The 26,662-nt window shown below is 67.7% G+C and carries 27 protein-coding genes and 1 tRNA gene; 13 read left to right on the top strand and 15 right to left on the bottom strand.

What is annotated here, in order from left to right; all coding sequences use genetic code 11:
• Positions 1-14 precede the first annotated feature (14 nt).
• From HL658_RS01240 to HL658_RS01215, 7 genes are all read right to left on the bottom strand, one after another.
• Positions 15-797, bottom strand: coding sequence for a hypothetical protein (locus tag HL658_RS01240; RefSeq protein ID WP_180280070.1), 783 nt, complete (start codon positions 795-797; stop codon positions 15-17).
• Between the two features lie 59 nt (positions 798-856).
• Positions 857-1,600: a hypothetical protein gene (locus HL658_RS01235; RefSeq protein WP_180280069.1), complete on the bottom strand. Its 744-nt coding sequence runs from the start codon at positions 1,598-1,600 to the stop codon at positions 857-859.
• A complete protein-coding gene (locus tag HL658_RS01230) occupies positions 1,597-2,433 on the bottom strand; it encodes a DUF2092 domain-containing protein (RefSeq protein ID WP_180280068.1) in 837 nt (278 codons plus the stop codon). Before HL658_RS01230 ends, HL658_RS01235 begins: the two co-directional genes overlap by 4 nt.
• A gap of 48 nt (positions 2,434-2,481) precedes the next feature.
• Positions 2,482-3,069 carry a hypothetical protein gene (locus tag HL658_RS01225; protein WP_180280067.1) on the bottom strand — a complete coding sequence of 196 codons (588 nt, stop codon included), beginning with the start codon at positions 3,067-3,069 and terminating at the stop codon, positions 2,482-2,484.
• 102 nt (positions 3,070-3,171) lie between these two features.
• A complete protein-coding gene (locus HL658_RS01220) occupies positions 3,172-3,570 on the bottom strand; it encodes a lipid-binding SYLF domain-containing protein (protein WP_211109636.1) in 399 nt (132 codons plus the stop codon).
• Positions 3,571-3,720, bottom strand: a complete 150-nt coding sequence (locus tag HL658_RS36585; protein ID WP_211109635.1) for a hypothetical protein — start codon at positions 3,718-3,720, stop codon at positions 3,571-3,573.
• Between the two features lie 65 nt (positions 3,721-3,785).
• A complete protein-coding gene (locus HL658_RS01215) occupies positions 3,786-5,621 on the bottom strand; it encodes a sulfatase family protein (RefSeq protein ID WP_211109634.1) in 1,836 nt (611 codons plus the stop codon).
• A gap of 272 nt (positions 5,622-5,893) precedes the next feature.
• On the opposite strand from HL658_RS01215, the gene HL658_RS01210 reads away from it, so the two are divergent.
• Positions 5,894-6,886: a helix-turn-helix domain-containing protein gene (locus HL658_RS01210; protein WP_180280066.1), complete on the top strand. Its 993-nt coding sequence runs from the start codon at positions 5,894-5,896 to the stop codon at positions 6,884-6,886.
• Positions 6,887-7,007: 121 nt separating this feature from the next.
• Here the strand turns inward: HL658_RS01210 and HL658_RS01205 are convergent.
• Positions 7,008-7,084 (bottom strand) — tRNA-Arg (locus HL658_RS01205).
• A gap of 156 nt (positions 7,085-7,240) precedes the next feature.
• On the opposite strand from HL658_RS01205, the gene HL658_RS01200 reads away from it, so the two are divergent.
• Positions 7,241-7,510, top strand: a complete 270-nt coding sequence (locus HL658_RS01200) for a MoaD/ThiS family protein (protein ID WP_180280065.1) — start codon at positions 7,241-7,243, stop codon at positions 7,508-7,510.
• 3 nt (positions 7,511-7,513) lie between these two features.
• A complete protein-coding gene (locus HL658_RS01195; RefSeq protein WP_180280064.1) occupies positions 7,514-8,611 on the top strand; it encodes a WD40/YVTN/BNR-like repeat-containing protein in 1,098 nt (365 codons plus the stop codon).
• A gap of 3 nt (positions 8,612-8,614) precedes the next feature.
• On the opposite strand, the gene HL658_RS01190 is transcribed toward HL658_RS01195, so the two are convergent.
• The gene (locus HL658_RS01190) at positions 8,615-9,526 is read right to left on the bottom strand and encodes a branched-chain amino acid aminotransferase (protein WP_180280063.1); all 912 of its coding nucleotides are present in this window, start codon (positions 9,524-9,526) and stop codon (positions 8,615-8,617) included.
• A 98-nt stretch (positions 9,527-9,624) separates the two neighbouring features.
• On the opposite strand from HL658_RS01190, the gene HL658_RS01185 reads away from it, so the two are divergent.
• The 3 genes from HL658_RS01185 (at position 9,625) to HL658_RS01175 (ending at position 13,779) form a co-directional block, all read left to right on the top strand.
• A complete protein-coding gene (locus HL658_RS01185; RefSeq protein ID WP_180280062.1) occupies positions 9,625-10,137 on the top strand; it encodes a MarR family winged helix-turn-helix transcriptional regulator in 513 nt (170 codons plus the stop codon).
• A gap of 93 nt (positions 10,138-10,230) precedes the next feature.
• Positions 10,231-12,024 carry an ABC transporter ATP-binding protein gene (locus HL658_RS01180; RefSeq protein WP_180280061.1) on the top strand — a complete coding sequence of 598 codons (1,794 nt, stop codon included), beginning with the start codon at positions 10,231-10,233 and terminating at the stop codon, positions 12,022-12,024.
• A gap of 78 nt (positions 12,025-12,102) precedes the next feature.
• Positions 12,103-13,779, top strand: a complete 1,677-nt coding sequence (locus HL658_RS01175) for an isovaleryl-CoA dehydrogenase (RefSeq protein WP_180280060.1) — start codon at positions 12,103-12,105, stop codon at positions 13,777-13,779.
• 51 nt (positions 13,780-13,830) lie between these two features.
• Here HL658_RS01175 and HL658_RS01170 read toward each other — a convergent pair whose 3' ends face one another.
• From HL658_RS01170 to HL658_RS01145, 6 genes are all read right to left on the bottom strand, one after another.
• Positions 13,831-14,172, bottom strand: coding sequence for a hypothetical protein (locus HL658_RS01170; RefSeq protein ID WP_180280059.1), 342 nt, complete (start codon positions 14,170-14,172; stop codon positions 13,831-13,833).
• 31 nt (positions 14,173-14,203) lie between these two features.
• Positions 14,204-15,088 (bottom strand): hypothetical protein, encoded by an 885-nt coding sequence (locus tag HL658_RS01165; RefSeq protein WP_180280058.1) that lies wholly within the window; start codon positions 15,086-15,088, stop codon positions 14,204-14,206.
• A gap of 350 nt (positions 15,089-15,438) precedes the next feature.
• Entirely contained in the window at positions 15,439-16,998 is a 1,560-nt protein-coding gene (locus HL658_RS01160) for a sensor histidine kinase (RefSeq protein WP_343054978.1), read from the bottom strand.
• The gene (locus HL658_RS01155) at positions 16,955-17,764 is read right to left on the bottom strand and encodes a response regulator transcription factor (RefSeq protein WP_246337229.1); all 810 of its coding nucleotides are present in this window, start codon (positions 17,762-17,764) and stop codon (positions 16,955-16,957) included. The genes HL658_RS01160 and HL658_RS01155 overlap by 44 nt, the downstream gene beginning before the upstream one ends.
• Entirely contained in the window at positions 17,748-18,296 is a 549-nt protein-coding gene (locus tag HL658_RS01150; RefSeq protein WP_246337228.1) for a hypothetical protein, read from the bottom strand. The genes HL658_RS01155 and HL658_RS01150 overlap by 17 nt, the downstream gene beginning before the upstream one ends.
• A gap of 386 nt (positions 18,297-18,682) precedes the next feature.
• Complete coding sequence (locus tag HL658_RS01145) at positions 18,683-19,804, bottom strand: hypothetical protein (RefSeq protein WP_180280056.1); 1,122 nt, start codon at positions 19,802-19,804, stop codon at positions 18,683-18,685.
• A gap of 187 nt (positions 19,805-19,991) precedes the next feature.
• Here HL658_RS01145 and HL658_RS01140 point away from each other — a divergent pair, with 187 nt between their 5' ends.
• From HL658_RS01140 to sufD, 7 genes are all read left to right on the top strand, one after another.
• Positions 19,992-20,951 carry a hypothetical protein gene (locus HL658_RS01140; RefSeq protein WP_180280055.1) on the top strand — a complete coding sequence of 320 codons (960 nt, stop codon included), beginning with the start codon at positions 19,992-19,994 and terminating at the stop codon, positions 20,949-20,951.
• The gene (locus HL658_RS01135) at positions 20,948-21,418 is read left to right on the top strand and encodes a phage holin family protein (RefSeq protein ID WP_180280054.1); all 471 of its coding nucleotides are present in this window, start codon (positions 20,948-20,950) and stop codon (positions 21,416-21,418) included. Before HL658_RS01140 ends, HL658_RS01135 begins: the two co-directional genes overlap by 4 nt.
• A 56-nt stretch (positions 21,419-21,474) precedes the next feature.
• A complete protein-coding gene (locus HL658_RS01130) occupies positions 21,475-22,302 on the top strand; it encodes a hypothetical protein (RefSeq protein ID WP_246337227.1) in 828 nt (275 codons plus the stop codon).
• 210 nt (positions 22,303-22,512) lie between these two features.
• Entirely contained in the window at positions 22,513-22,980 is a 468-nt protein-coding gene (locus tag HL658_RS01125; RefSeq protein ID WP_180280052.1) for an SUF system Fe-S cluster assembly regulator, read from the top strand.
• 47 nt (positions 22,981-23,027) lie between these two features.
• Positions 23,028-24,515: a Fe-S cluster assembly protein SufB gene (gene sufB / locus HL658_RS01120; protein ID WP_180280051.1), complete on the top strand. Its 1,488-nt coding sequence runs from the start codon at positions 23,028-23,030 to the stop codon at positions 24,513-24,515.
• Positions 24,516-24,556: 41 nt separating this feature from the next.
• Positions 24,557-25,309, top strand: a complete 753-nt coding sequence (sufC, locus tag HL658_RS01115) for a Fe-S cluster assembly ATPase SufC (protein ID WP_180280050.1) — start codon at positions 24,557-24,559, stop codon at positions 25,307-25,309.
• Positions 25,310-25,312: 3 nt separating this feature from the next.
• Positions 25,313-26,659, top strand: coding sequence for a Fe-S cluster assembly protein SufD (gene sufD / locus HL658_RS01110; protein ID WP_180280049.1), 1,347 nt, complete (start codon positions 25,313-25,315; stop codon positions 26,657-26,659).
• Positions 26,660-26,662: the final 3 nt, after the last annotated feature.

Raw genomic sequence — 26,662 nt, 5'->3', positions numbered from 1 at the left:
GGGTCCACGCCCGTTCAGAACCGCATCGTGGCGCCGACGATCGGCCCGCTCAGATCGATGTCCTGGCGAAGGATGCGTTCGTCGTGACGGAAGCTGAGATGGCGGTAGCCGGCTCGCAGGGTCGTGGACTGGGACACCTGGTAATCGACCGTTCCGAAGGCCTGCCACGTCAGATCATCGTCGCTTCCACCCCCGACGTCGCCATAGAGGCTGAGGCTCCACTCCGGGGTGAACCGGTAACGGTAGCGGGCACCGACGATCGCGTTCACCCAATTCATGTCCGGCTCGAAGCTGAGGCTCGGAAACAGGGCGCCATCAATCGTGAAGTCCGTCGAAAGACTGAACGCCCGGAAACCGATGCCGACATCGAGCATATGGGTGTCCGTTTCGACGGCGCGGTAGGTGCCCAGCGCCGACCCGATGATCTGTCCGACCTTGACGTTGCCGCCGGAGTAGAGACGGCCATCGGTCTTGACGCTCGATTTGACGGAAATCGCCATCAGGTCGGCGGTGATCCCGAACGCCCCATAGCGAACCTCGCCGGCGAGCATCACCGGAATCTTGTTCAGTTTCGTCAGCACGTCCCCGAAGTCGGCGCTCGCCTCCAGCGGTGGCGCGTTCGGTATCGGTCCCGTCACCGTGCCGCTGATCCCCGCAACCCAGACGTAGGGCGTGATCGCCACCGACCATGGAGACTCGTCAGCGGCGAAAGCCGGCGTCGTCGCCATGGCCGCGATCGGAAGCATCCGGCCAACCCAGCGAAGGCCGGCCGTCACCCGTTGCCACACATTGTTCATTCTTCGCTCCAGAAGGGCACGTTCAGTAAAAGGAAGCGGAGTGGCGATCAGGCAAAGCGTCAGTATCCCGGCGGCGCCGTAACCACCACGTAGGCGACGTTGCCATTCACATAGCTGCGGTTGTACCAGATCGTGTCACACCGGTAGTAGCTGACCCCGGTCGACACCACGACAACGGGCGTGCAGGGAAGGACCGTCACATAGGTCGGCGCTGCGGCCTGGGCGGTGGCGGCACCGGCCACGAAACCGACCGCGGCACCGACCGCAGCCCCCGCGATCGCGTAGCCCCACTCGTCGTCATCGTCGTCGTAGTAATAATTCCGCCCATCCCAATTGTTGGCGACGCTCTGGGCGGCATCGGTGCGTGCCTGCGTGCGTTCGGTCTGTCCGTCCTGGCGGGATTCCGTGCGTTCGGTCCGCTCGCCCTGGCGGATTTCCGTCCGCTCGGTTCGCTCCGCGGCGTTGGACGTGCGCGTGTCGGACCGTTCCTGCGCGCGGACCTGCTGGGTTTCCGCTCGCTGCTGCGACCGTTCCGTGGCACCGCTCTGGCGGCTCTCGGTTCGCGCGGTCGCCGCACGCTGCCCCGAACGCTGCGTCGCCCCGGCCTGACGCGCCGCCGTCTGCCGCGAGCTTCGCGGCGCGGAGAAACCACCGCTCGCTCCCGGACCGGATCGCGCGAAGCCGGCCTGACCGGACCGGCCACCGCCGCGCTCACGCGCAGCCGCGTCGTTCAGGAGCGGTCCCGCCACCAGCGCGATGGACGCAGCCGCGGCAACAACGATACGGGCCATACGGATCTTCATTTTCCGGCTCCTTCGGCGCTTCCGGGAGTCTTCGACGGAGCACCGGCCTCATCGCGGCGGACACGAAGCAGGAAGGGGATCCGCTCGGCATCGGCCGGCGGGTTGAAAGCCAACCCCGCGGTCGATGGATCGGGGTCGATGATCCAGTCCGTCAAATCCGCCCGGAACTGGGGCTGACCGTCCTCGGTCTTGTAGGTGATGGTCACCCGCTGGGGCAGTGCTGGTCCTTCGACGGGAACCCAGACCTGGAAGTCCACGCCTTCCGTCCGCCCCACCAGATGATCGGTCGGGACCGCCGTCAGGACGTCCGTTTCGACCCGCTCCACCTCGATCACCCGCCGGGCCAGTTCATCGGGCAGCGTGGTCACGAACAGGAGCGCGAGCGGGAGCCGCACGTCGAGGTCCTGGATCAGCGTGCGCACCGCGTCGTCGATCGTACCCGGCCGATCGAAGCGGCCATACACGTTCTCCTTCGGGTCATAGACGGTGATCGCCGTCCCGTCGAACGACACGGTGGAGCGCGCTCCATTGCTCTCCTGGACCTCCATGCGCAGACGGTCGGGGCGGACGAGCGCGATCGAGCGATGCTCGCGGTAGGAGATCTTCTCGCCCGACTCCTGAAGCACGTCGTAGTCCGCGCGAATCGTGAGCTTCAGTCCCTTCGCCCGGGCGAGCGTGTCGGCCATGCGCATGAGCGTGGCCGACGCCCCGTCATCGGCGGGGATGGCCGCCGGGGCATCGGTGCCCCGGTCGGATCCCGCCGCGTTGGCCGCCGACACCGTTATCACCGCCGTGCAGACCACCGCGCACAGAGACCACATCCAGCGCTTCATCGTTGCCCCTCGATCCCTTGATCCGCCCTTCCCATGCCCCACCCTTGATCACTTCCTGGGCAACACCACGATCGACAAGGCTTCCATGTACACGGCCTGGACGAGCTCGCCGACGCGGAAATCCTTCATGGTCTGGCGGAAGGGCTCGTCGGTCGTGACCAGGGAGAAGGCGTTGCCGAGCGGGCCGACGAAGGTGATCTCGCCAGAGTCGGCATTGATCCGCGTGATGCTGACGACCGCGGAAACCTTCATTTCCACGAACAGGCCGGGCTTGTCACCGGGCGCAGCACGGCTGGCAACCTCCTCGATCTGCAGGGTCGGGGTATCGCCGGAGGGCCGCTTCAGATCGAGCATCCCGGCCACCTGGCTGTTCAACTCGACCCTGTCGCCGACGGCGATCTGATCGAAGTTGCGCACCTCGGCGCTGGCCTTGATGACCCGGCTGTTGCCGTTCGGCGCCTTGACGGTGACGGTGCGGGCCGCCTTGTCGATCGCGGTCACAACCGCCTCGATCTTCATCGACTCGATCTGGCTCTGGACCGTGGCCGCCTCCGCCATGGTCCCGGGGACGGCCAGGAACGGCGCGATCGTCAAAGCACCAAGGAGTACGCCACGCGCCGCAATTGGAAACATCATCTCGATTCCTCGTCCGTGTTTTGTGGATGCAACCCCGGTGAGACGCCGGCACACCGGTGCATCCTCGTGCGATAACGACGGTAGTTTGATACTCCAGCCTCGTCAGCCACCATCCATGCGGGTGATCTTCGAGCCATTCAGCCCCATTCCGGCCATCAGGCCGGACTGGTCGAAGACGAAGGCGTAGACATCCTCCATCAGGGTGGTGGTCGAGGCGGATCGCGCGAACCCCTGATCCACGATCACGACGCTCGGACCGACGCCCACTTCCCAGCCGTCCGACCGCTCCAGGTACCGCAGCCCCTCCTCCTTCATGAAGAAGAGGGCGTAGCCGTATTTCTGGACGCCGGCCTGCAGGCCGTAGGAGGCGGCGGCCAGGCGATACCGGCCCGCGGTCTTTCCCGAACGGAGCAGCACGCCCGTTCCCGTCTGCCCGCCGATCAGGAGCCCGGCCTTGACGATTTCCGGGAAGACCAGCACGGCAACGGCCTTGCGTCCCATTTACTTCGCAACGGCGTTGCTCCGGTAAAGCGACTGGAGGGCGTCCCGTGCGTCGCGCTCCAACTGCGCATCGGCCAGCGCCGCTGCCGGCAGGGCCATGGTCAAGACGGATGCCGAAAGGAGAATGAGTGAATCGCGGCGCGTGATCATGATATCGACCCCTTCCCAATCCCTGTTCCGATACCGCCCCTCGATCCGCGCGTGGGCGGTGCGCCTTACATGTCCACCCGGTCGATGGCCCAATCCACCGTGGGGATGTTCGGCAGCTCCCGACCGTCGTCCACGCCGATTTCCGCCGCGATGATCGTGTTGAGCTTGGCGTTCATCGCCATGGTCAATTCGGCATTCACCGACTTGTCCTTGCTCAGATTGACCATCTCCGTCGGATCCTTTTCGAGGTCGAACAGCTCCACGTCGTTGAACTTGTAGAGCTGGTCGATCGTCTCCGGCGTGTTGTGCTCGATGGGGGCGAAATAGCGGCTGAACTTGTACCGGCCATCGAAGACGGTGCGGAGGCTGCCGCGCTTCTTCAGGTCCGGCAGGTATCGCTGCTTCGCCAATTCGAAGAAGACGTTCTTGCCGGCGGCCTTTGCCTTCGCGTTCCGCTCGATGATGGTGGCGTCGTTGAGCGCCAAGCCGCTGTAGGTGAACAGGATCGAGTCGCGGGCGGCGTGGACACCCGCCGCGCTCGGGTTGGTCATCACCCCCGACAAATCCTTGCCCGGCAGTTCCGCACCCGCCAACTCCGCCATGCGGCCTGCGGGAACCCCCGCCATCGACAGCAGGGTCGGGACGACATCGATGTGCGAGGTCAGTGCCTTGCAGTCCTGGCCGCCCTTGACGTCGGGGTGGACCATGTAGAACGGAAGGTGGGTCACCTCCTCATAGGCGAAGGGTCCCTTGCCGCGCATCCCGTGGGCGCCCGCGGCCTCGCCATGGTCGGTCGTGTAGATGATGATCGTATCATCGGCGAGGCCGAGATCTTCGAGTTCCGTGAGGATCCGCGCGAGTTGCGCGTCCACGCTGCGCGTGCAGTTGATGTAGTAGTCGATGAAGCGGCGCCAGCGGTCCTGGTCCGGCGGGATGTTGCCCAGCACATACCCCCAGGCCTTCATGAACTCGCCGTGCGCTTTCGGGCGGCCCGGCGCGTCCAGCGGCTCCGTCAGGTTCGCCGGCACCGGCTCGTCCCAGGTCGCCTTGTAGATGGGATGGTTCGGAGCACGCGCGGCATGCATCATCAGGGCGCCGGTGTCCTGCTGCTGCTCGCCCGGCGCATCGGCGTTGTAGTACATGATGTCGTGGGGGTTGACGAGGCTCACGAACAGGCACCACGGCTTTCCGCTGTCGGACAGCGGGCGCCCGTTGCGGCGCAGCCAGGTCACCGCGCTTCCGGATATCAGATGGTCGAACTGGTATCCGCCCAGCGTGTGGCCGATGATGTCGCCCGGCCCGTGATAGTCGGAGAACCCGAGCTTATCCATCTCCGTGGTGAAGAGACGGTCGGGGTCCTGACTGTCGAACGCCTTGGTGAGGTGCCATTTTCCCTTGTACGCCGTGTAGTAGCCGGCCTTGCGCAGCATGTGCCCGATGGTCGACACGCCCGGACGCAGCCCCTTGATCCAGGGAACGTCGCAGTTCTCGAACATCCCGTTGTTCGGCGTCGTCAGGCCCGTCATCACCACGCTGCGCGACGACGTGCACATGGTCGCCGGGCAGTAATGCGAATGGAATGTGGTGCCGGAACGCATCATGCGTTCCTGTCCTGGCATGCTCAGGCCCGTCGGCCATGTCTTCCGGTAGCGTTCCTGATCGGAGAAGACGAACAGGACGTTCAGCTTGCGCGCGGCCGGCGCGGCCTTCACCGGCGCGGGCGCACCCTGCGCCATCGCCCCACGCCCCATGGTGGCGGAGGCTGCCGCCGCTCCGATGCCGAGACCGAGAAGCCCCCGCCGTGACAGGGCCGGCGCCTCCGTCAACGCCGCGCCGAGAGTGTCGGCGACCGTATCCGTTGCCCGGCGGGACGAGTCGTCGGTATCGGCGGAATGGATCATGTGGTGTCTCCCCCTGAGCCCGCGCGGTACAGCCGCATGGCGAATCGACATCCATATTCCGGACCCCCACCCATTCGGGCTATCCGAAATTAGCATGCTCCATCATCCGAATGATACCAATTGAAGAAAATGTTCGATTGAAAGGGATCGGGAGCTGCCGTAGGAGATATGCGCAAGAGCAGCAAGGAGCGGCCGATCGGATCGTCGGCTTCGCGAAATAACCGGTGTGACCACACAGGGAGCGGTCTCGTGAACGACCGGAACGGGCGCTGATGACGTTGGTGTTTCGCGCAGGCAACGCCGGCGGTGAACAGTTTCTGGACGTTCAGAGCATGATGGCGTCGATTCTGCGGGGCTGGCCGCACCAAACGGTCCAGACATCGCCGGGTCCCGGCAGAGGCCATCAAGTCTTCATCGAAACCGAAGCCGTGCGTTTGGATACGGGAGTTTGGTCCACCGGGCACGTGATCAACGGAACGGTCGCCCCGAACACGATCGGCATCGGATTAGTCGATGGCGACCCATCGCAGGTCCGGTTTTGCGGACGGTCGCTCACACCGTTTCGAATCCCCCTCGTCCAACCCGGTGTGGAGTTCGAGTTTGCCGCACCGCCATCGATCGCGGCCATGGTGTTGACGATCGATCGTGCCGTTTTCGAGCGTCATGCCGAAGCGCTCGTCCGCACGGACATGACGCCCGGTTCCTCCTATGAATTGTGCCTGCCCAGCCCCGAACACGGGATGAATGTCGTGCTTCGCCTGAAAGCGATTCTTTCGGAGCTGCGCCGGCTACCCGCGAGCGTTCAATCTCCGCAAGTCTCCAAACTGGTCACCGATGATATCCTCTCCTTGCTGCTGACCTCCACAACGCCGATGTTGCAGAGAATTGATCCGCCGCATCGGCAGCACCTGGCCAGGAAGGCGGCGTCCATGCTGCGCCAGGAGGCGAATTCTCCCCTCTCGATCCGGGAATTGTGTGAGCGCCTGGGAATCAATTGGCGGACGCTGAACATGGGGTTCCGCGAACTCTACGGTGTTCCGCCGAAAACCTACATGCGCCTGTCCCGGCTGCACCATGTCCGGCGCGTTCTGTCCGAGGCCGATCCGGCCACGACCAACGTGACAGCCGTGGCCGTGTCCTGGGGATTCTTCCAACTCGGCCGCTTCGCGGTCGAATACCGTCAACTCTTCGGCGAGAAGCCCAGCGACACCTTGTGGAAGTACGACCGACTCCAGCCGGTTCAAACACTCCGCCGGGCGGTGTGACGCCCAAACGAAGGCCACATCGCAGGGATCGGCATTATCCTCGTCGCTTCCGCGATTTGTGGGCATGCCGCGCGCCTGATGAGGATCAACCACGGAACGCCCACGCCACAAGAAGGGGGGCTGGCGGACCCGATACGATTCGAACGTACGACCTCTGCCTTCGGAGGGCAGCGCTCTATCCAGCTGAGCTACGGGTCCTCGCTGGTTCGGAGCGCACCATAGGGCAGACGGTTGGCAAAGGCAAACACTCAGTTCACGGTCGCTGCCGAAACGCGCGGAGTCCACTCAGCCATTGCTTGCCAGACGGAACATCCGCTGCCAGCATGATCGCCGTCAGGGATCAGGGCCTCGGGCATGGGACACATCCGCTTCACCGCGAATCTGCAACGCCACGTGCCATGCCCGGATCAGCCGGTCCGCGGCTCCACGGTGCGGGCGGCGTTGGACGCGGTGTTCACGGAGAACCCGCGGCTCCGCTCCTACATACTCGACGAGCAGGGGCGGCTGCGTCGGCACGTCAATGTCCACATCAACCAGCGCGCCGTCACCGACCGGACCCATCTTTCGGATCCGCTGGCGGACGCGGACGACCTGTACGTGTTCCAAGCGCTTTCGGGAGGGTGAGGCATGGGTGCGGTCCTCCACGTGGCCAGCCGCAAGGGGCTTCTGCAATTCGGCAACCGGGGCCCCGGTTGGAGTCTGGACCGGGAATCCTTCCTTGGTGACCCGGTGACCGCCGTGCTGGCCGATGGCCGTGACGGCACGCTCTACGCCGCGCTCCGCCACGGCCATTTCGGGGCGAAGCTGCACCGTTCCGACGATGGCGGGCGGCGCTGGACCGAGCTGCCCGCCCCCGCCTTCCCGCCGGCCGAATCGTCCGACCACCAGGCGCCGGCGGTGGACATGGTGTGGACTCTGGCCGCCGGCACCGCCGACGAACCCGGTGTGCTGTGGGCCGGCACGCTGCCGGCGGCGCTGTTCCGCAGCGACGACCGCGGGGCGAGCTGGTCGCTCGTGGAAAGCCTGTGGGCCGTGCCGGAGCGGGCACAATGGTTCGGCGGCGGCTACGACCTGCCGGGTCTCCACTCCATCCACGCCGACCCGCGGGACGGGCGGCGGTTGACCGTCGGCATTTCCTGCGGCGGCGTGTGGACGAGCGTGGACGGCGGCGCTGGTTGGACGCTCGGCGGCCACGGGCTGCGGGCGGCGTACATGCCGCCGGACAGCGCCGACGACCGCGCGGTCCAGGACCCGCACCGCCTCGCCCACTGCGCGGCGGCACCCGACACCGTGTGGTGCCAGCACCACAACGGCATCTTCCGGTCGGAGGACGGCGGCCATCACTTCACCGAACTGGCGGAGGTGCCGCCGTCGGCCTTCGGATTCGCGGTGGCCGCCCACCCGCGGGACCCCGCAACCGCGTGGTTCGTGCCGGCGGTGAAGGACGAGTGCCGGGTGCCGGTGGGCGGACGGCTGGTGGTCACCCGCACCATCGATGGCGGCCGCAGTTTTGAGCCGCTTGGCAACGGACTGCCGGACACGGGCTGCTACGATCTCGTCTACCGCCACGCGCTGGATGTGGACGCCGCGGGGCAGCGGTTGGCGCTGGGTTCCACAACCGGGAATTTGTGGGTGGGGGAGGAAGGCGGCGAACAGTGGGTGCCGGTCAGCACCCACCTGCCGCCCATCGCCCAGGTGGCTTTTGCCCCGGCGGCGTTCGGCTGATCGTCACTCCGCCGCGACGGCGCCCAAGGGGGCGGCGACCGGCGGGGTGCGCACCGCCGCGTCGTAGGCCTTGACCAGCGCCTCGCTGATGCGGCCGGGGGTGAAACGGTGCTCGCCGATCTCGCCGACGGGGGTGACCTCGGCGGCGGTCCCGGTCAGGAACACCTCCTGCGCGGTCGCCAGCTCCTCCGGCCGGATGGCCCGCTCAACCACCTCGATTCCCAGATCGCGGGCCAGACCGACCACCGTCTGCCGGGTGATGCCGTCCAGGAAGCTGTCGGGCTTCGGCGTGTGCAGCCTGCCGTCGATGACGAGGAACAGGTTGGCGCCGGTGGCCTCGGCCAGCAGACCGCGGTGGTCGAGCATCAGCGCGTCCTGGAAACCTTGGGCCTCCGCCTGATGCTTGGACAGGGTGCAGATCATGTAGAGGCCGGCGGCCTTCGCCTCGGTCGGCGCGCATTCCGGGGCCGGGCGGCGGTAGGGCGCCCACATCAGCCGGATGCCCTTCATCTTCGCCTCGGGGCTGAAGTAGCTGGGCCACTGCCACACGGCGATGGCGACATGGATGCGGCTGGCCTGCGCCGACACGCCCATCATCTCGCTGCCGCGCCACGCCACCGGGCGCACATAGGCGTCGGCAAAGCCCATCTCCTTCACCACGAGACGGGTGGCCGCGTCGATCTCCGCCACCGAATAAGGGAGCTGGAAGCCCAGCACCTCGGCCGAGCGGGCGAGGCGCGCCGAATGTTCGGTCAGCTTGAAGACGTTGCCGCCGTAAACCCGCTCGCCTTCGAACACGCTGCTCCCGTAATGTAGCGCGTGCGAGAGCACATGCAGCTTGGCGTCGCGCCAGGGCACCAGCGCGCCGTCGTACCAGATCACGCCGTCGCGGTCGTCGAAAGGAAGGATGGACATGGTACCAGTGACCTCGGGTTAGCCTTGTCGTGGCGTTGTTGTACGTTTATGTCCCTCTGAACGCTTCCAACGTAACAAACCGCATCGAACACGTCAACATGGCTGACATAAAAGCGGGCGTGAACCAGCTATTCCTCCGCGAGGAGGAGCTGCGAACCGGCATGGAGCTGCTGTTCTACGCCTACCGCGAGTTCACCGCGGAACCTGACGACATCCTGGCGCGAATCGGCTTCGGCCGGGCGCACCACCGCGTCATCTACTTCGTCGGCCGCTACCCGGCGATCACGGTGTCGGAGCTGCTGGCGATCCTGAAGATCACCAAGCAGAGCCTGAGCCGCGTGCTGGGTGAGCTGGTGCGCGAAGGCTACATCAGCCAGGCCACCGGCCAGCGCGACCGCCGGCAACGCCTGCTGGAGCTGACCGAGAAGGGGACGGAGCTGGAGCGCCAGCTTTCCGAGACCCAGCGCCAGCGCATCGCCCGCGCCTACCGCATGGCCGGGGCCGAGGCGGTGGAGGGCTTCCGCAAGGTCATGATGGGCATGCTCGACGACGACGACCGCGCCAAATTCGCCCCGCCGGTGCCGCCGCGGCTGGCGGCGGTGAAGCGGTAGGGACGGGCCCTCCCCCACCCCACAACGGACACTCGACAAACGCCCCGCCGCGTTGCACCAAGGCGGCCGTCTCTCCGCACCCGCCGGTGTCCCATGCTCACCCCGCAGCCGCTCCATCCGCCCGTGTTCTCGCCGGAGGGGATCCCGACGACGCCGTGGGGGTTGCTGTGGCTGTTCGTGCGGCGGCGGTATCTCGGCCGCACCATCCTGCTGAACCTGACGGCGGCCGGCGGCATCCTGTTGATGGGGCTGGAGCCGGTGGCGCTGAAGGCGCTGGTGGACGGGCTCGCCCGCGGCGGCGGGTGGAGTGCCGAGGTGACCTGGTGGGTGGTGGCGCTGGGCGGGCTGTGGGTCGCCTCGGCGGCGTTCAACCGGGCCCGCGAGGTGGTCGACCTGTACACCTCCCCGGCGCTGCGCCACGAGGTGCAGTTCTACCTGTTCGCCCACCTGATCGACCACTCCCCCCGCTACTTCCAGGACAATTTCGCCGGCAAGCTGGGGCAGAAGATCAAGCAGGCCGGGCAGAGCATCATCCAGCTTCTCGACATCCTGTCGAACGACATCGTGCGCATCCTGGTCATCCTGACCATGAGCATGGTGCTGCTCTACACCGCGCACCCGCTCTTCGCGTGGCTGCTGATCGGCTGGACGGTGATTCAGACGGTGGTTTCGGCGAAGCTCGCCAGGCACTGCCTGAAGCTCAGCCACGCCTATTCGGACGAGGTGTCCGCCTCCACCGGCAAGATCGTCGACGTGATCACCAACGTGGAGCTGGTGCGCGCCTTCGCCCGCAAGCGGCACGAGTTCGGGCTGCTGTCCGACGCGCTGCTGACGGAGTTCGAGGCGTCGAAGCGGCTGCGCTGGTTCTACGTCAAGATGTGGTTCGTGCTGTTCAACGGGCTGCTGGTCTTCCAGATCGCGCTGATCGCGCTGGCGGTGACGGAGGCGGCGGCCGGGCGGATGAGCGTCGGCGATGTCGCCATGGTCTTCTCGCTGTCGAGCATCGTCGGCTACAACGTCTACGGCCTGTCGACACGGTTCCTGAACTTCTTCGAACAGCTCGGCACCCTGTCCGGGGCGCTGGAGATCGTGGTCCGCCCGCACGAGATCCAGGACCCGCCCGGCGCCCCGGCGCTGCGCGTGGACCGGGGCGCCATCGAGTTCCGCGACCTGCGCTTCGCGCATATGGACGGCACCACCGTGTTCGACGGGCTGTCGCTGACCATCCGGCCGGGGGAGAAGGTGGGGCTGGTCGGCCCGTCGGGTGCGGGCAAGAGCACGCTGATCAAGCTGCTGCGCCGGCAGTTCGAAGCGCAGCACGGGCTGGTGCTGATCGACGGGCAGGACGTCGCCGCGGTGACGCTGGAGTCGGTCAACCGCGCGGTGGCGGAGGTGCCGCAGTCCCCCGCCCTGTTCCACCGCAGCATCCGCGAGAACATCGCCTACGCCCGCCCCGACGCCGACGAGGCCGCCGTGCGTGAGGCGGCACGCAAGGCGCACTGCCACGGCTTTATCCTGGAGCGGACGCAGGGCTACGATTCGGTGGTGGGGGAACAGGGGGTGCGGCTGTCCGGCGGCGAGCGGCAGCGCATCGCCATCGCCCGCGCCTTCCTGAAGGACGCCCCCATCCTGGTGCTGGACGAGGCCACCAGCGCGTTGGACAGCGAGACCGAGCACCTGATCCAGGACGCGCTGTGGGAGCTGTTCCAGGGCCGCACGGTGATCGCCATCGCCCACCGCCTTTCCACCGTCACCGGCATGGACCGCATCGTCTATCTGGAGAAGGGCCGCATCCTGGAAACCGGCAGCCATGCGGAACTGGTGGCCCGCAACGGCGCTTACGCGCGGCTGTGGGCGCGGCAGGTCGGGGGCTTCCTCCCGGCATAGGCGGGTATGTCCGGTCCGGACTATCGTCCGCGGCGCGCGCGAAATGATATGGTATGCCAAATATCCGTGAAGGCAACCATGGCCGACCGTGCCCCCGTCACCGCCTTTCCCACCCACGCCGTCACCAACCAGCCGACGGAGTATCTGCCCTGCGACCTCTGGGCCACCGATGCGCCGCTGCGGGATGCGGTGCGGCGGGAGGGGGCCGCCTGGGCGGAGCCGGCGCTGGCCTCGCTGGGGACCGCGGCGGGAAGTGAGGCGGTGATGGCGCTGGGGGAGCTTGCCAACCGGCACCCGCCTCGGCTGCGCGCCTTCGACGCGCGCGGGCGGCGGCTCGACGAGGTGGAGTTCCACCCGGCCTATCATGAGCTGATGACGCTGGCGTTCGGGCGGCGGCTGCACGCGATCGCCTGGGCCCACCCGCGGCCGGGCGGGCATGTGGCGCACGCCGCACTCGGCTATCTGCTGACGCAAGCGGAGGCCGGCGTTCTGTGCCCGGTCGCCATGACCTACGCCGCGGTGCCGGTGCTGCGCGCGCAGCCCGATCTGGCGGCGGCGTGGCTGCCGCGCCTGCTGTCCGACCGCTACGACGGCCGCGCCCTGCCGGTGTCGGAGAAGACCGGTGCCACCATCGGCATGGCAATGACGGAGAAACAGGGCGGCTCCGACGTGCGCGCCAACAGCACCCGCGCAGCACCACTCGGCTCTGCCGCCGGACCGGGGGCGGAGCACGCGCTGACCGGGCACAAATGGTTCTGCTCCGCCCCCATGTCGGACGCCTTTCTGACTTTGGCCCACACGGACAAGGGGCTGTCCTGCTTCCTGGTGCCCCGATGGCGGCCGGACGGGACACGCAACGCCATCCGCCTCCAGCGGCTGAAGGACAAGCTGGGCAACCGCTCCAACGCCTCGGCCGAGATCGAGTACGATAAAGCCTGGGCCGTCATGGTGGGAGAGGATGGGCGCGGCATTGCCACCATCCTGGACATGGTGCACCACACACGGCTCGATTGCGCCATGGCGGCGGCCGGGCTGATGCGCGCGGCGCTGGCCCGCGCGCTCCACCACGCCACCCACCGCACCGCCTTCGGCCGCAACCTGCGGCGCCACCCGCTCATGGGCGCGGTGTTGGCCGATCTGGCGCTGGAGGTGGAGGCGGCGACCGCCCTGGTGATGCGCGTCGCCCGCGCCTTCGACGAGGCGGAGGCCGACACCGCGCCCCATCCCTTTGCCCGCCCCTTCGCCCGGCTGGCGGTCGCCGTCGCCAAATACTGGATCACCAAGCGCTGCCCGGCGGTCGTCGGCGAGGCGCTGGAGTGTCACGGCGGGAACGGCTACGTCGAGGAGGGCGGCATGCCCCGGCTTTACCGCGAGGCGCCGCTGAACGCCATCTGGGAAGGCTCGGGCAACGTCATCGCGCTCGACGTGCTGCGCACGCTGGAGCGCGAGCCGGGCGCGCGTGACGCGCTGGAGGACGAGCTGGCCGTGATCCGCGGGATGGACGGGCGGCTCGACGCCCGGATCGCCGACATCCGGGCGATGCTGTCCAACCGCAACGCGCTGGAGTTGCAGGGACGGCGGCTGGTCGAGCGGCTGGCGCTGGCGCTCCAGGCCGGGCTGCTGCTGCGCCACGCGCCGGGGGCGGTGGCCGACGCCTTCTGCGCGAGCCGGCTGGGTGGCGACTGGGGGCTTGTGTTCGGCACCCTGCCGCCGGGCGTGGACGTGGTGGCGATCCTGGCGCGGGCAGAAGGGTGAGCGGGGCGTGGCGGCGGCGGATCGCCCCCCGCGCCACACCCTTGCCGGCGCTCAAGGAATCAGGGACAGCACCCGGTCGAGCACCCCCACGATCTTTGCCGCAAGCCCGACCGCCTTGACGATGCGGTCGATCTCCCTCTTGACCTGCTCCAAACGCTTGGCCGCCGCCTTGAACGAGGGCGTCAGCGCTTGGTAGTCGGCGCTTCTGGCCTCCAACGACAGGCGTAGGATCGCGGCCATCTCCTCGTAGATGACCGTCATCGCGGAGAACACCAGATCCTTGTCCTCGGCCGTGTTCGCCGCCGCGTGGGCGTAGGCCAGGAGCTTGTGGGCCTCCTCAAGAGCCGCATAGGCGTCGTCGTACGACATTGCCGTCAGGGTATCGCTGGGCATGGCGTGTCACCTGTGGTCAGGGTCTGGCTGGTCAGGGTTTGGCGTATTGATAGATCGCGGCGATGGCCGTGACCTGATCTGCGAACGCCTGGACGGCGGCCCTCACACGGGTCTCCTCGGCCCCCTCCGCAAGCGTGCGGTGCGCCGTGACCATGGCCCGCAACGCGTCCTGGACACCGGCGAGCGCATCGCCCCACACGGCGTACCGACCCAGCCGCTGGTTTGCGGTGTCGTACAGCCCGGCAAGGTCCGCATCCCCTCGCGGCGTCTTCGACAGCTTGTTCAGCAGGGTCTCCCACGCCGCTGTTTCCTGCACGAGGCTTGTCTTCATGAAATTTTTCAGGTTGTTCGGCGTGTCCGGCGTGCCGATGTCGCGGGTCAGCAGCTCGCTGATCCTGACGACGTTCTCGTGCTGTTGCTTGGCGACCTCGGTGATCGCGGTCTTCTGCTTGTAGACGATGATGAATTCACCGATCGCGCGGACTGCCGCGGCGCCGACCTGGAGTGCCTGCGGGTTGTCGGCGAACAGGCCGCCCCCCTGGAAGGCCTTCAGCTTGTCCGCCAGAGCCCGCGTGTTGGCGTCGAGCTCGCTGATCGGGGCGGCTCCGGCGACTTCGGTGAGGCGGTCCGCGTAGAGCGCCAGAGCGGCCAGAGCGGTGAAGCGGCTGTCCCGCGCCTCGGCGGACATCAGCGGCTTGAGCTGGAGCGTCGCGCCCCGCCCGCTGTACAGATCGTTGATCTTGGTGGCACCCTGAACCTGACGATAGGCATCGTCGGTCAGGATGAACGCGTTCTTTGCGTTCGTCGCGGTGGCCTTGGCGGCGACGCCGAACGCCGCCACCGGCTCGCGGTAGGTCGGCGCACACGCCGACACCATGAGCAGGACAAGAAATGCCCTTGCCGAAAATGCTTTCATCGCACCCCTCTCTTCCCCGCATCCGACGATGCGGCGTGCCGATTTGTCCGGTTCTTCGAGGCCAAGAGACAACACGATACACGGCCGGACCCAGCTGGGTCCGACGAGGCCATCCGTCGGCGGATGGCCGGAAATCAATCCTTGCGGTACGACATTCCGGGCGGACTCCCGACCGGCGATTCACACCATGCACAGCTTGGCATGGAAATACCTCCGCCAATTGGCGGCTAATGGAGCAAAAACAATCTTATTTCCATACCAACTCTACCGTCAAGATGATTGTTTCGAAAATATTCGACCCACGAGGGTATGCACCTGTCGCCGGGCGTGTCGTGGAACGGCGCCCGCCCTCACGTCGCCAGCGGCAGGGCCACGGTCATCCGGAAGCCGCCGGTCTCGCGGTTCTCCGCCTTGATGCGGCCGCCCACCGCTTCGACGTGGCGGCGCACGATCCACAGGCCGATGCCGAAGTGGGTGGCGCCCGCGGTGCCGCTCGCCTTGGCGTCGGCGGGAAGGCCGCGGCCGGGCTCGCGGTTGGAGAAGTAGCGTTCGAAGATGCGCGGCAGGTTGCCGGGATCCACCCCCGGCCCCTCGTCCTCCACCACCAGCAGGGCGAAGCCGTCCTTGCGCGTCAGGCGGACGCTCACCGCACCACGGTCGGGGGAGAAGCTGACGGCGTTCTCGACCAGATTCTCGACCACCGTCTCCAGCATCTCCTCGCCCGCCCGCACCACGAGGCCCGGCGCGATCCGGGTGTCGAGCCGCAGGCTGCGGTCGGCGAGCAGGCCGGCGTAGCTGCCGGTCATCCGTTCCACCAGCCCGGACAGGTCGATGCGGCGGCGTGGCGGGGCCAGCGTGTCGGCCGCCGTCTCGTCCATGCGGCGGGCGAAGGAGACGAGACCGTCCAGCTTGTCGATGGATGCCTCGATCATCGCCAGCGCGCGGCGGCAGCGGGTGTCCTCCGGCGGCAGGGTGCGGCGCAGGGGCTCCGTGGACTGGCGGATCACCGCGATCGGCGTCTTGAAGGCGTGGGCATTGTCCTCCGCCGCGCGGCGCAGCGTGTCGGCGGAACTGCGCAGCGTCTCGACCAGCCGGTCGAAATCCTCCGCCACGCCGGACAGCTCCGGCACCGTGTTGCCGGCGGCGAAGCTGCTCTGCCCGGCGTCGCCGTTCACGATTTCCCGCGCCAGGTCGCGGAAGCGCCGCAGGCTGTGCCAGACACCGGTCAGCACCGCCAGCACCAGCGCCGCCATGCCGATGTAGATGAAGGCCGCCGCCTGCACCGACGCCGTGGCCCAATAGGGACGGCCGACCGAGGACGCGAGGTAGCCCGCGGTGGAATGGCTGGTGACCAGCGCCCAGCAACCAAAGGTCGTGTTGATGGGCGTGATGGAGGTCAGCACCTCGACGTCGCCCGACCGGCGCGGCACGCGGAGCGCCAGTGGCGCGTTCCAGGCGCAGCGCTCGCCCAGCCGCTCCAGCACGCCCTGCTCCAGCAGATGGTGCCGCTCGTAGTCGAGATCGTAGGTGGTGACGGCGGGAGCGGCCCCCACATAGAAGAAGCCGTCTCCGCCGGAAATCGCGCGGGGCCGCACCAGCAGCTTGAGGCCGGTGCGGTGGTCCACGAAGCGGTTCAGCGCCTGACCGATGCGCGGCAGCGACGCCCGGTCGGCGCGGGCCAGTTCCGGCTCCAGAGCGCGGGCGATCAGTTCCCCCTGCTGCTGCGCGCTTTGCAGCAGCAGCGACTGGCTCACCTCGTCCGCGCGGCGGAACTGGTCGTAGATGAGGATCGGGACGGCCAGGAACACCAGGGTCAGCAGGACCAGGCGGCTGGCCAGCGAATGCAGAAGCCAGGGGCCGAGCCGGTCACTCGGCGGCAGCCTGAGCGCCATCGGCCAGACCGCCCTCACCCTCGTCTCCGCGGCCGGCGTTGCCGGTGCCGTCGCCCCAGCGATAACCGAAGCCGGGGTAGTTCTCGATGCAGTCGAAGGCGGCGTCGACGGCCCGGAACTTCTGGCGGATGCGCTTGATGAAGGCACGGACATTCGCGCGATACCCCGACGGGCCATAGCCGGCCATGAAGCCCTTGCCGTGCACGAGGTCGTAGATCTCGCGGTAGGACACGTCCTCCTCCGGACGCGTGGCCATCAGCTTCACGATGTTGAATTCGGTCAGCGTCAGGTCGATCCGCTTGCCCTGCCAGAGGGCCCGGCTGTTGTCGAGCCGCAGTTCCAGATCACCCAGACGATGGACGCTCTGAGGAGCCTCGGTCTCCTCGGTGCCACCCTTGACGCCGTCGATGATCAGCTTCATGCGCTTGATCAGGATCGGCAGCGAGCGCGACTTCTCCACGAAGTCCAGGGCACCGCCGGACAGCGCCGCCTCCTCGTAGATCTGGTCGGACAGCACGGTCAGGAAGATGACCGGCAGGTCGACCCCGCGGGAACGCATCTGGCGCAGCACGCCGATCCCGTCCAGCTCCGGCATCCGCCAGTCGAGCAGCACGATGTCGACCTGTCCGCCCTTGGCGAAGAAGTCGAGCGCCGGCTCCCCGCGGTCGAAGGTCACGACCTCGTAACCCTCGTCGGAGAGGTTGAGCGACAGCGACTCGCGGAAAAGGTCGTCGTCGTCGACCAGGGCCACGCGACCGAGCGGCGCGTTAGTCACGGCGGTCATCCCATGCTTGGGCGACGAGGTGAGCGAAGCATCGTTGATCGTCATCTGGGACATTGTGGCTGCTCGTCATGTCGTAGGAGAGGGCACGGAAGTCCTGGGAGGTCATGTCCATGAAGAAGAAGACCTTGAGCGTGCAGCCGCCGCGGGCGTACCGCCAAACCCTGGCGGGGGCCTCCTCTTCGGTGGCGGCGGGTGCTCCCAGGAGGCGGGTCGTCTGCGTCTGGTCGAGACCAACCAGCGCTTCCGGCTCCAGGCGCTCCGTCGGCAACGACGCGACCTGGTCCGGCATGGCGGTCGGGGCGGCCGGCACGGTGCCGCCCGATGGCCGGTTCAACGGGTTGGCTGCCTTGTCCGCGACCAGTTGGATGGCCGGGGACACACCCTGCGCCGCCGTGGCGGACAGCGTGGACACCGTGGTCGCGGGGCAGCCGGTGAGCAGGAGCATGGCAAGGACGAGGCCCACGCCGCTGCGCTGGATCGACCGCCAGGTTCCTGCCGTTGGATGCAGGTTTCCGGTCATGGTCATCATCATCGCCAGGGCCTTTCGAAGCATCGTGGTTGAATTCGCGGGGTGGTCCTTGCCTTGGCGCACCCTCACGTCCCCGCTCGGATGCGTATAGATCAATCCAGTCTGGTTAATGTGCCGTTAAACGCACAGCAACTACCACTTTATTGCAGCCTGTCTTCCAGCTTTTTCTGAGGAGTGCACGGTGATGACCCGGATTTCAATTGAAATTCCGGGGCGTGCGATCAGCCGTATGAACAGCAGCGCTCAAGCTCGCCCCGACAATCCTAGGCGCAGGCAAGGGAAAAGGGCTGCGATTTCCGTGGGCAAGCGCGCAACGGCGCGGCCCGCAGGGCCAACGCCGCTGCGGGATCATTTGCGCCTTTGCGGCGCATCGGAAACGACGCGGTGGTTCAGGCGGTCAGATCGACGGTGACCGGTGCGGCCACCGTGATCGGCGCCGTTCCGGACGGAGCGGCGGTGGCCGCCAGCGCCTCGGCGCCGGTGACCAGAGCGGCGCTGGTGCCGAACGCGGCGGCCCGCAGGTCGTTCACCGCCTCCTGCGACTCACCGATGGCCTTGTCGTAGTCATCGAGCTCCTTGCGGCGCTCGCGGCGGCGGTCGTAGTCCTCGTCCGTCTCGTTGGCGATCTTCGCCTCGCTGATGACGGACTTCGCCTGATAAAGCACGGATTCGACCCGCCGGCCGAACTCGTCGGCCTCCTTCCAGCGGGCCAGACCGAGCCGGTGATCCTCGGCGGCGCGCGCGGCAAAGGCCCGCATGTCCATGCCGCCCGACGCGGCGCCGGGCAGGACGGAGCCGAGCGCCGCCAGCGTGTCCTCCGCGAATGCGGCCAGATCCTCCGGCGACATATCCTCGGGCGACATATCCTCGGGCGACATATCCGGGAGCTCGCCCTCCCCACCCGGACCGGGAGCGGCCGGCATCGGAGGTGCCGTCACCGGAGCGGTCGCGGCCGGATCGGCCGCGACCTGCGCGGCAAGCGCCGCCGCCGCGTCGCCGGACAGCGTGACCTGCACCACCGTCTCCGTCTGGGTCAGGGACACGGTGGTCTGCGACTGCCGGATGGTGGTGGTGATCTCCGTTCCGGTCCCGGCACCCTTGCCCATGGCGGCGGCGTTCGACACACCGACGGAGAATTCACTGGCGGCCTTTCCCGCCTTGCGGGCGAGCTGGGCCGCCTCGCGCGCGAGCTGTGCCAGCTTTTCACGGTCGCCGCGGGCGGCGGCGAGGCGCGCTTCCTGCCGCAACTCCTTCATCCGCTGCTCGACCTCCTGGAGCCGCTGCTCGGCCATCGCCTTGGGCGCGGCAATCTTGCGCGCCTCCTCCATCGCCGTGATGGCGGCGTTGGCGTTGCGCGCGAAATCCGGGTCGAGGCTGAAGGCGAGAGCGGCGTCCTTCGCCTTGTCGGTCAGGCTGTTGCGCTTCTCGTCCGGATCGGCCCAGCGCGACGCCTGCTTCAGCCGGAACATCCCAGCCTGGCTGTCGTTGAGCACGGTGTAGATCCCGCTCATGCAACCCCCCACCGATAGCGGCGCAACAATCATGCACGGGTGGGTTTACAAAACAATTAACTCCACCATCGCGATCGGGGCTCCGGAACTCCCAAGGCTACGGTGCTGTTTTAACAGCCGAACGCGAACCGCCACGCGCGGCGACATCGCCGCATGCCGCGGATGAACGAACCTGGAGGGATATAGGATGGAAAACCGCGACGCATCGGGCATTGGCGAACCGCACCGCAGCAAGACGATCGAGGATGTGAAGACCTCGGCCAACCGCATCGGAGAGACCGCGGCCGAGTCGGGCCGGGAGCAGTTGGGCGCCGCCAAAGGACGGGTGCGCGCCGTGTTCGAGCAGCAGACGCACCGGGCCGCCGATCAGCTCGCCGGAGTCGCGCACGCGCTCCATTCCGCCGCGGACCAGCTCAAGGACGAGAACAACGGGACCGCCGCCCGCTACGCCGATCAGGCGGCCGAGCGTGTGGAGGAGGTGGCGAACCTCATCCGCAACTCGACGGTGGACGATGTGGTGGATCGGGTGGAGAGCTTCGCGCGCCGCCAGCCGGAGATTTTCCTGGGCGCCGCCTTCGCCGCCGGCTTCCTGTTCGCGCGCTTCATCAAGAGCAGCGGCGAACGCCGCCACCGCTCGGGGGCTTACGGGTCATCCGCCTACGGCGGGTCGGCCCGCTACAGCACGCCCGACCGTTACCGGCCCGACGTTGCCGGCGCCTACCCGCCGGCGGGAACGGGCCATGAGTACGAGCGCGGCGGCTATCGCACCTCTACCGGCGGCGCCACCGGCACCGGTGTGCCCGGCACCACCGGCACGCGGACGGGCGGAAGCCCCGGCGCGGTGTCCCGTAACAGCGCCACGGATCTGGGCATGACCGGCGACATGCGGGGTTCGACGGGTGCGGCCAGCGGCCGGACAGGCGGCGTGTCCGGCACCGCCAGCACCGCGGCGACCGGGGCCGGCACCTCGCGCATGGGGTCGACCGGCATGGGCATGACGGGCTCGTCACCGGCCGCTGCCGGATCGGCCGGCGTCGGAACGGCCGGTGTCGGGTCCGCAGGGATGGGCATGGGCGGCACCACAACCCGCCTGTCGCAGACCTCGACCGCCGCGTCCACGCCCAAGCCCAAGGAGACGTTGCGATGAGTTCGGCCGAGGACCGCGACCACAACCCGGGCGCCCACGCCCGGGGTTTCGACGCGGAGCCGCGTGTGCGCGTGGATCCGCGCGTGCAGGACCGCTCGATCGGCAGCCTGTTCGCCGAGCTCGCCCGCGAGGCCGCCAATCTCGCACGCACCGAAATCGAGCTGGCCAAAGCCGAGCTGTCGGAGAAGGCGGGGTCGGCGGCGGGCGGGGTGGCGATGCTGGCCGTGGGTGGCCTGATCGCGTTCGCCGGGCTGCTGTTCCTGCTGGGTTCGGCGACACTGGCCCTGGCCCGCGTCGTGGAGCCGTGGCTGGCGGCGCTGATCGTCGGTGCCGTGGTCCTCGCCATCGGCGGTATCCTGGCTCTGATCGGAAAATCCCGTCTCAAGGCCCGCAACCTGCAGCCGGAGAGGACGATGGAGACGTTGCGCGAAGACAAGCGCTGGGCGCAGTCCCAGCTCGGCCGATGAGCGCCGGCGACCGCGAGTCCGCCGCCCCCGGGACCGGGCGGACCGATTATGCCGCCATGCAGCGGGACATCCGCGACAGCCGCGCGCACATCGGCGAGGCCTTCGGCGAGCTGAAGCAGCGTCTCAATCCCCGGCACATCAAGGAGAACACCATGAACCGTATGACCCACAGCGCGAACCGCGCGTCCTCGTCGGTCGGGGGCGTCGTCCGCAACAACCCGGTGCCGATCGCCATGATCGGGTTGGGGCTCGGCTGGCTGCTGCTGACGCAGAGCGGCTACGACCGCCGCCTCGCCAACAGCCGCACCGTCGGCCGCATGTCCGACCGTGCCGAACGCTACGGCCAGAGCATCCGCGAGTCGCTTCACGACGCGACCGACAGCGTGCGCGAGGGGGCCAGCCACCTCTACGGCCGCGCCAACCGGTCCGTCCGCCAGGCGGCGGAGCGGGTGAGCGGCCAGGGCGGCACCCCCAGCCAGGACAACTCCGTCTATCCGGAGGGAACCCACGCCGCGTACGGCTCGACCACGGGCACCGGCGGCCGCAGCGTGTCCGGCAGCACCGGCTCTTCCATGGGCCGCCGTGTCGGCAAGATGACGCACGGCTTCTGGGACATGGTCGATGACCACCCGCTGGTCGCCGGCGTGATGGGCGTGGCGCTGGGTGCCGCGCTCGGCGCCAGCATCCCCAACACCCGGTATGAGAACGAATGGATGGGTGAGTACGCCGACGAGGCGTACGACCGGGTGAAGACCGTCGCCAGCGACACGCTGGAGCGCGGCACCCGCGCTGCGACCGCCGCCTACGAGACCGCGCGCGAGGATCTGGCCGAGGCGGTGGGCGATGCCAAGGACGCCGCCCGCGAGGAGTTGAAGAAGAGCTGATCCGCGTCCTGTCCACGCCTGTTCCCGTCTCTCCCCTCCCCCCTTCCGCCACCCGGTGGAAGGGGGTTTTTTCATGCCTGCGACGACCCGCCGCAGGGCGGTGTCTTACCCAACCGTTTTAATAGGTCTTGCCGGCCAAGCCGACGCTTGACATTCGAAATGGTTCGCCCAATTAATCCGTACCAGTTTGGTACAGATTAAAGGGCTGTCATGATCCGGCTGAGCAAGCTGACCGATTACGCCATTGTCGTGATGAGCGCCATGGCGAATCACGGCAGCGCGGTGCACACCGTGCCGCAGCTCGCCGAGCGTACGGGCGTGCCGGCCCCCACCGTGTCCAAGCTGATGAAGGCGCTGGTGCCCGCCGGCCTGATGACCTCGCAGCGCGGGGCCACGGGCGGCTACACGCTGGCACGGGAACCGGGCGACATCTCCATCGCCGCCATCATCACCGCGCTGGAAGGGCCGATCGCGCTGACCGCCTGCGTCGAGGGCGCCCATGACAGCCAGTGCGGGGTGGAAAGCCTCTGCCCCATGCGCGGCGGTTGGGAGAAGGTCAACCGGGCCATCCGCACGGCGCTGGAGGAGGTGACGCTGTCGGACATGATGACGCCTCCCTGGCTACCGTCCGACCACAGTGCCTCAAAGCCGCAACCGGCCCCCCATCCCGCCGGTTGATCCAGACCAAGACCGCACCCGTTCCACCGAATCAGCGAGAGATCGTCATGTCAGGCACGCAGGAAACCGTCGATCAGGTCCGCGCCGTCACGGAGCAGTCGTACAAGTACGGCTTCACCACGGACATCGAGGCCGACCTCGCGCCCAAGGGCCTGAACGAGGACATCGTCCGCTTCATCTCCGCCAAGAAGGAGGAGCCGGAGTGGCTGCTGGAGTGGCGGCTGAAGGCGTTCCGCGCCTGGCAGGCCATGGAGGAGCCGCGCTACTGGGCGAAGCTCTCCTACCCGCCGATCGACTACCAGGACGCCCACTACTACGCCGCGCCGAAGACCAGCAACCGGCCGAAGTCGCTGGACGAGGTCGATCCGGAGCTGCTGCGCACCTACGAGAAGCTGGGCATCCCCCTGCGTGAACAGGAAATCCTGGCCGGGGTCGAGGGCACCGAGACGAAGATGCCGGCCATCGCCGTGGACGCGGTGTTCGACAGCGTGTCGGTGGCGACCACCTTCAAGGCGAAGCTGGAGGAGATGGGCATCATCTTCTGTTCCATCTCCGAGGCGGTGCGCGAGCACCCCGACCTCGTGCGCCAGTATCTCGGCACCGTGGTGCCCTACACCGACAACTTCTACGCCACGTTGAACTGCGCGGTGTTCACCGACGGGTCCTTCGTGTATGTGCCCAAGGGCGTGCGCTGCCCGATGGAGCTGTCCACCTATTTCCGCATCAACCAGGCCAACACCGGCCAGTTCGAGCGCACGCTGATCATCGCCGACGAGGGAGCGTATGTCTCCTACCTCGAAGGCTGCACGGCGCCCAAGCGTGACGAGAATCAGCTCCACGCCGCGGTGGTCGAACTGGTGGCGCTCGACAACGCCACCATCAAATACTCGACCGTGCAGAATTGGTACCCCGGCAACGAGGACGGTGTCGGCGGCATCTACAACTTCGTCACCAAGCGCGGCGCCTGCCGCGGTGTGAACTCGAAGATCTCCTGGACCCAGGTGGAGACCGGTTCGGCCATCACCTGGAAATATCCGAGCTGCATCCTGCAGGGCGACAACTCGGTCGGCGAGTTCTATTCGGTGGCGATCACCAACAACCGCCAGCAGGCGGACACCGGCACCAAGATGATCCACATCGGCAAGAACACGAAATCCACCATCGTGTCGAAGGGCATCTCGGCCGGCCGCTCCAACAACACCTACCGCGGGCTGGTCAAGATCCTGCCGAAGGCGGACGGGGCGCGCAACCACACCCAGTGCGACAGCCTGCTGATCGGCGACCAGTGCGGCGCCCACACCGTGCCCTACATCGAGAGCCGGAACCGCTCGGCCCGGGTGGAGCACGAGGCGACGACCGCCAAGATCAGCGAGGACCAGCTCTTCTACTGCCGCCAGCGCGGCCTCGATCCCGAGGACGCCGTGTCGCTGATCGTCAACGGCTTCTGCAAGGAGGTCCTCAAGGAACTCCCCATGGAGTTCGCGGTGGAGGCGCAGAAGCTGGTGGGCATCAGCCTGGAAGGCAGCGTGGGTTGACGGAACGCCTCGACGAGACGGTATGAGAAGGACGAACGAGAATGCTTGAGATCAAGAACCTGCACGCCACCGTCGATGGCAAGGAAATCCTGAAGGGCATCGACCTGACCATCGGGTCGGGCGAGGTGCACGCGATCATGGGTCCGAACGGGTCGGGCAAGAGCACGCTGAGCTATGTGCTGGCCGGGCGCGAGGGCTACGAGGTGACCGAGGGCTCGGTGACTTACAACGGCATGGACCTGCTGACGCTGGAGCCGGAGGAACGGGCCGCCGAGGGCGTGTTCCTGGCCTTCCAGTACCCGGTGGAGATCCCCGGCGTCGCCAACACCACCTTCCTGAAATACGCGCTGAACGCCATGCGCAAGCGCCGCGGCGAGCCGGAGCTGGATGCGCTCCAGTTCCTCAAGCTGATCCGCGAAAAGACCAAGGCGCTCAACATGTCGGACGACATGCTGAAGCGCGCGGTCAATGTCGGCTTCTCCGGCGGCGAGAAGAAGCGGAACGAGACGTTGCAGATGGCCGTGCTGCAACCCAGGTTCGCCATCCTCGACGAAACGGACAGCGGCCTCGACATCGACGCCCTGCGCATCGTCGCGGACGGCGTGAACGCGTTGCGCGGGGCCGACCGCTCCATGCTGGTCATCACCCACTACCAGCGCCTGCTGGAGTACATCGTGCCCGACCGCGTGCATGTGCTGGCGCACGGCCGCATCCAGCGTTCCGGCGGCAAGGAGCTGGCTCTGGAGCTGGAGGAGAAGGGCTATCGCGAGTTCGGCGTGGACGAGGCGGCCTGACCCATGAGCACCCCCACACCCATCCGGGGCGCAACCCCACAGACCGCCCTGCCCTACACGGAACAGTTCGAGCGCCTGAAAGCCGGGCTGCCGGGTTCGGGGCTCGACTGGGTCGACGCGTTGCGCGAAGGCGGTGCCTCCGCCTTCGCCGTCAATGGCTTCCCCACCGTGAAGAACGAAGCGTGGCGCTACACCAACCTGCGCCCGCTGGAAAAGGTTGTCTTCGAGCCGGCGGAGCCGCGCAGCGACGCGCCGGGCTTCGACGTGCTGCCCACCGTGCGCGCGGCCGGGACCAGCGCCACGCGGCTGGTCTTCGTGGATGGCCGCTTCCGGCACGACCTGTCGTCCGCCGCCGGGCTGCCGAACGGGGTCGAGGTGGCCGGGCTGGCCGACCGGCTGGCGGGCGATCCCGACTGGATCGCCGGACGTCTGGGCCGGCTGGTGGATGTGGACGCCAACCCGCTGGCGGCGCTGAACACCGCCTTCCTCGGCGATGGTGCGGTGCTGCGCATCGGCCGCGGCGTCGAGGTGGCGGAGCCCATCGAGCTGGTGTACGTCACGCTGGGCCGCGAGGACCGCGCCACCGTGTTCCACCCGCGCACGCTGATCGTCGCCGAGCCGATGAGCCGCGCCGTGGTGGTCGAGCACCATGTCGGCTACGGCAGCGGCGTGACGCTGGCGAACCATGTGGTGGAGGTCGATGTGGCCGAGGGTGCCACGCTGCACCACTACAAGGTCCAGCGTGAAAGCGGAACGGCGTTCCATCTTTCCCATGGTGCCGTGCGCATCGGCAAGGACGCCTGCTACGACAGCTTCATCCTGACCGTCGGCGCGCGGCTGTCGCGCAACGAGGTGCGGGCCGAGCTGGCGGGCACCGGCGGCACTTGCCGCCTGAACGGCGCCTACATGGTGCGCGGCCAGCAGCATGTGGACACCAGCACCTTTATCGACCACGCGCAGCCCCATTGCGGCAGCCGCGAGGTCTACAAGGGCGCCATCGACGACTCCGCGCGCGCGGTGTTCCAGGGCAAGATCCTGGTGCGGCGCGGGGCGCAGAAGACGGACGGGCACCAGCTCAACCGCGCCCTCCTGCTGTCCGACACGGCGGAGATCGACAGCAAGCCGGAGCTGGAGATCTACGCCGACGACGTGAAATGCAGCCACGGCGCGACGGCGGGCGAGCTCGCCGACGAGCAGCTCTTCTACCTGCGCGCCCGCGGCATCCCGAAGGACGAGGCGCGCGGTCTGCTGATCGGCGCCTTCCTGGCCGAGGCCATCGAGGAGATCCCCGAGGACACCGTGCGGGAGAATTTCCAGGCGCTCGTGGCCGGCTGGCTGGCCGCACGGTGAGGA

This window comes from Azospirillum oleiclasticum, assembly GCF_013423485.1.
GTDB classification, from domain to species: Bacteria; Pseudomonadota; Alphaproteobacteria; order Azospirillales; family Azospirillaceae; genus Azospirillum; species Azospirillum oleiclasticum.
The sequence above is the reverse complement of the archived record's forward strand: the minus strand, read 5'-3'. Positions and strand labels throughout refer to the sequence as shown.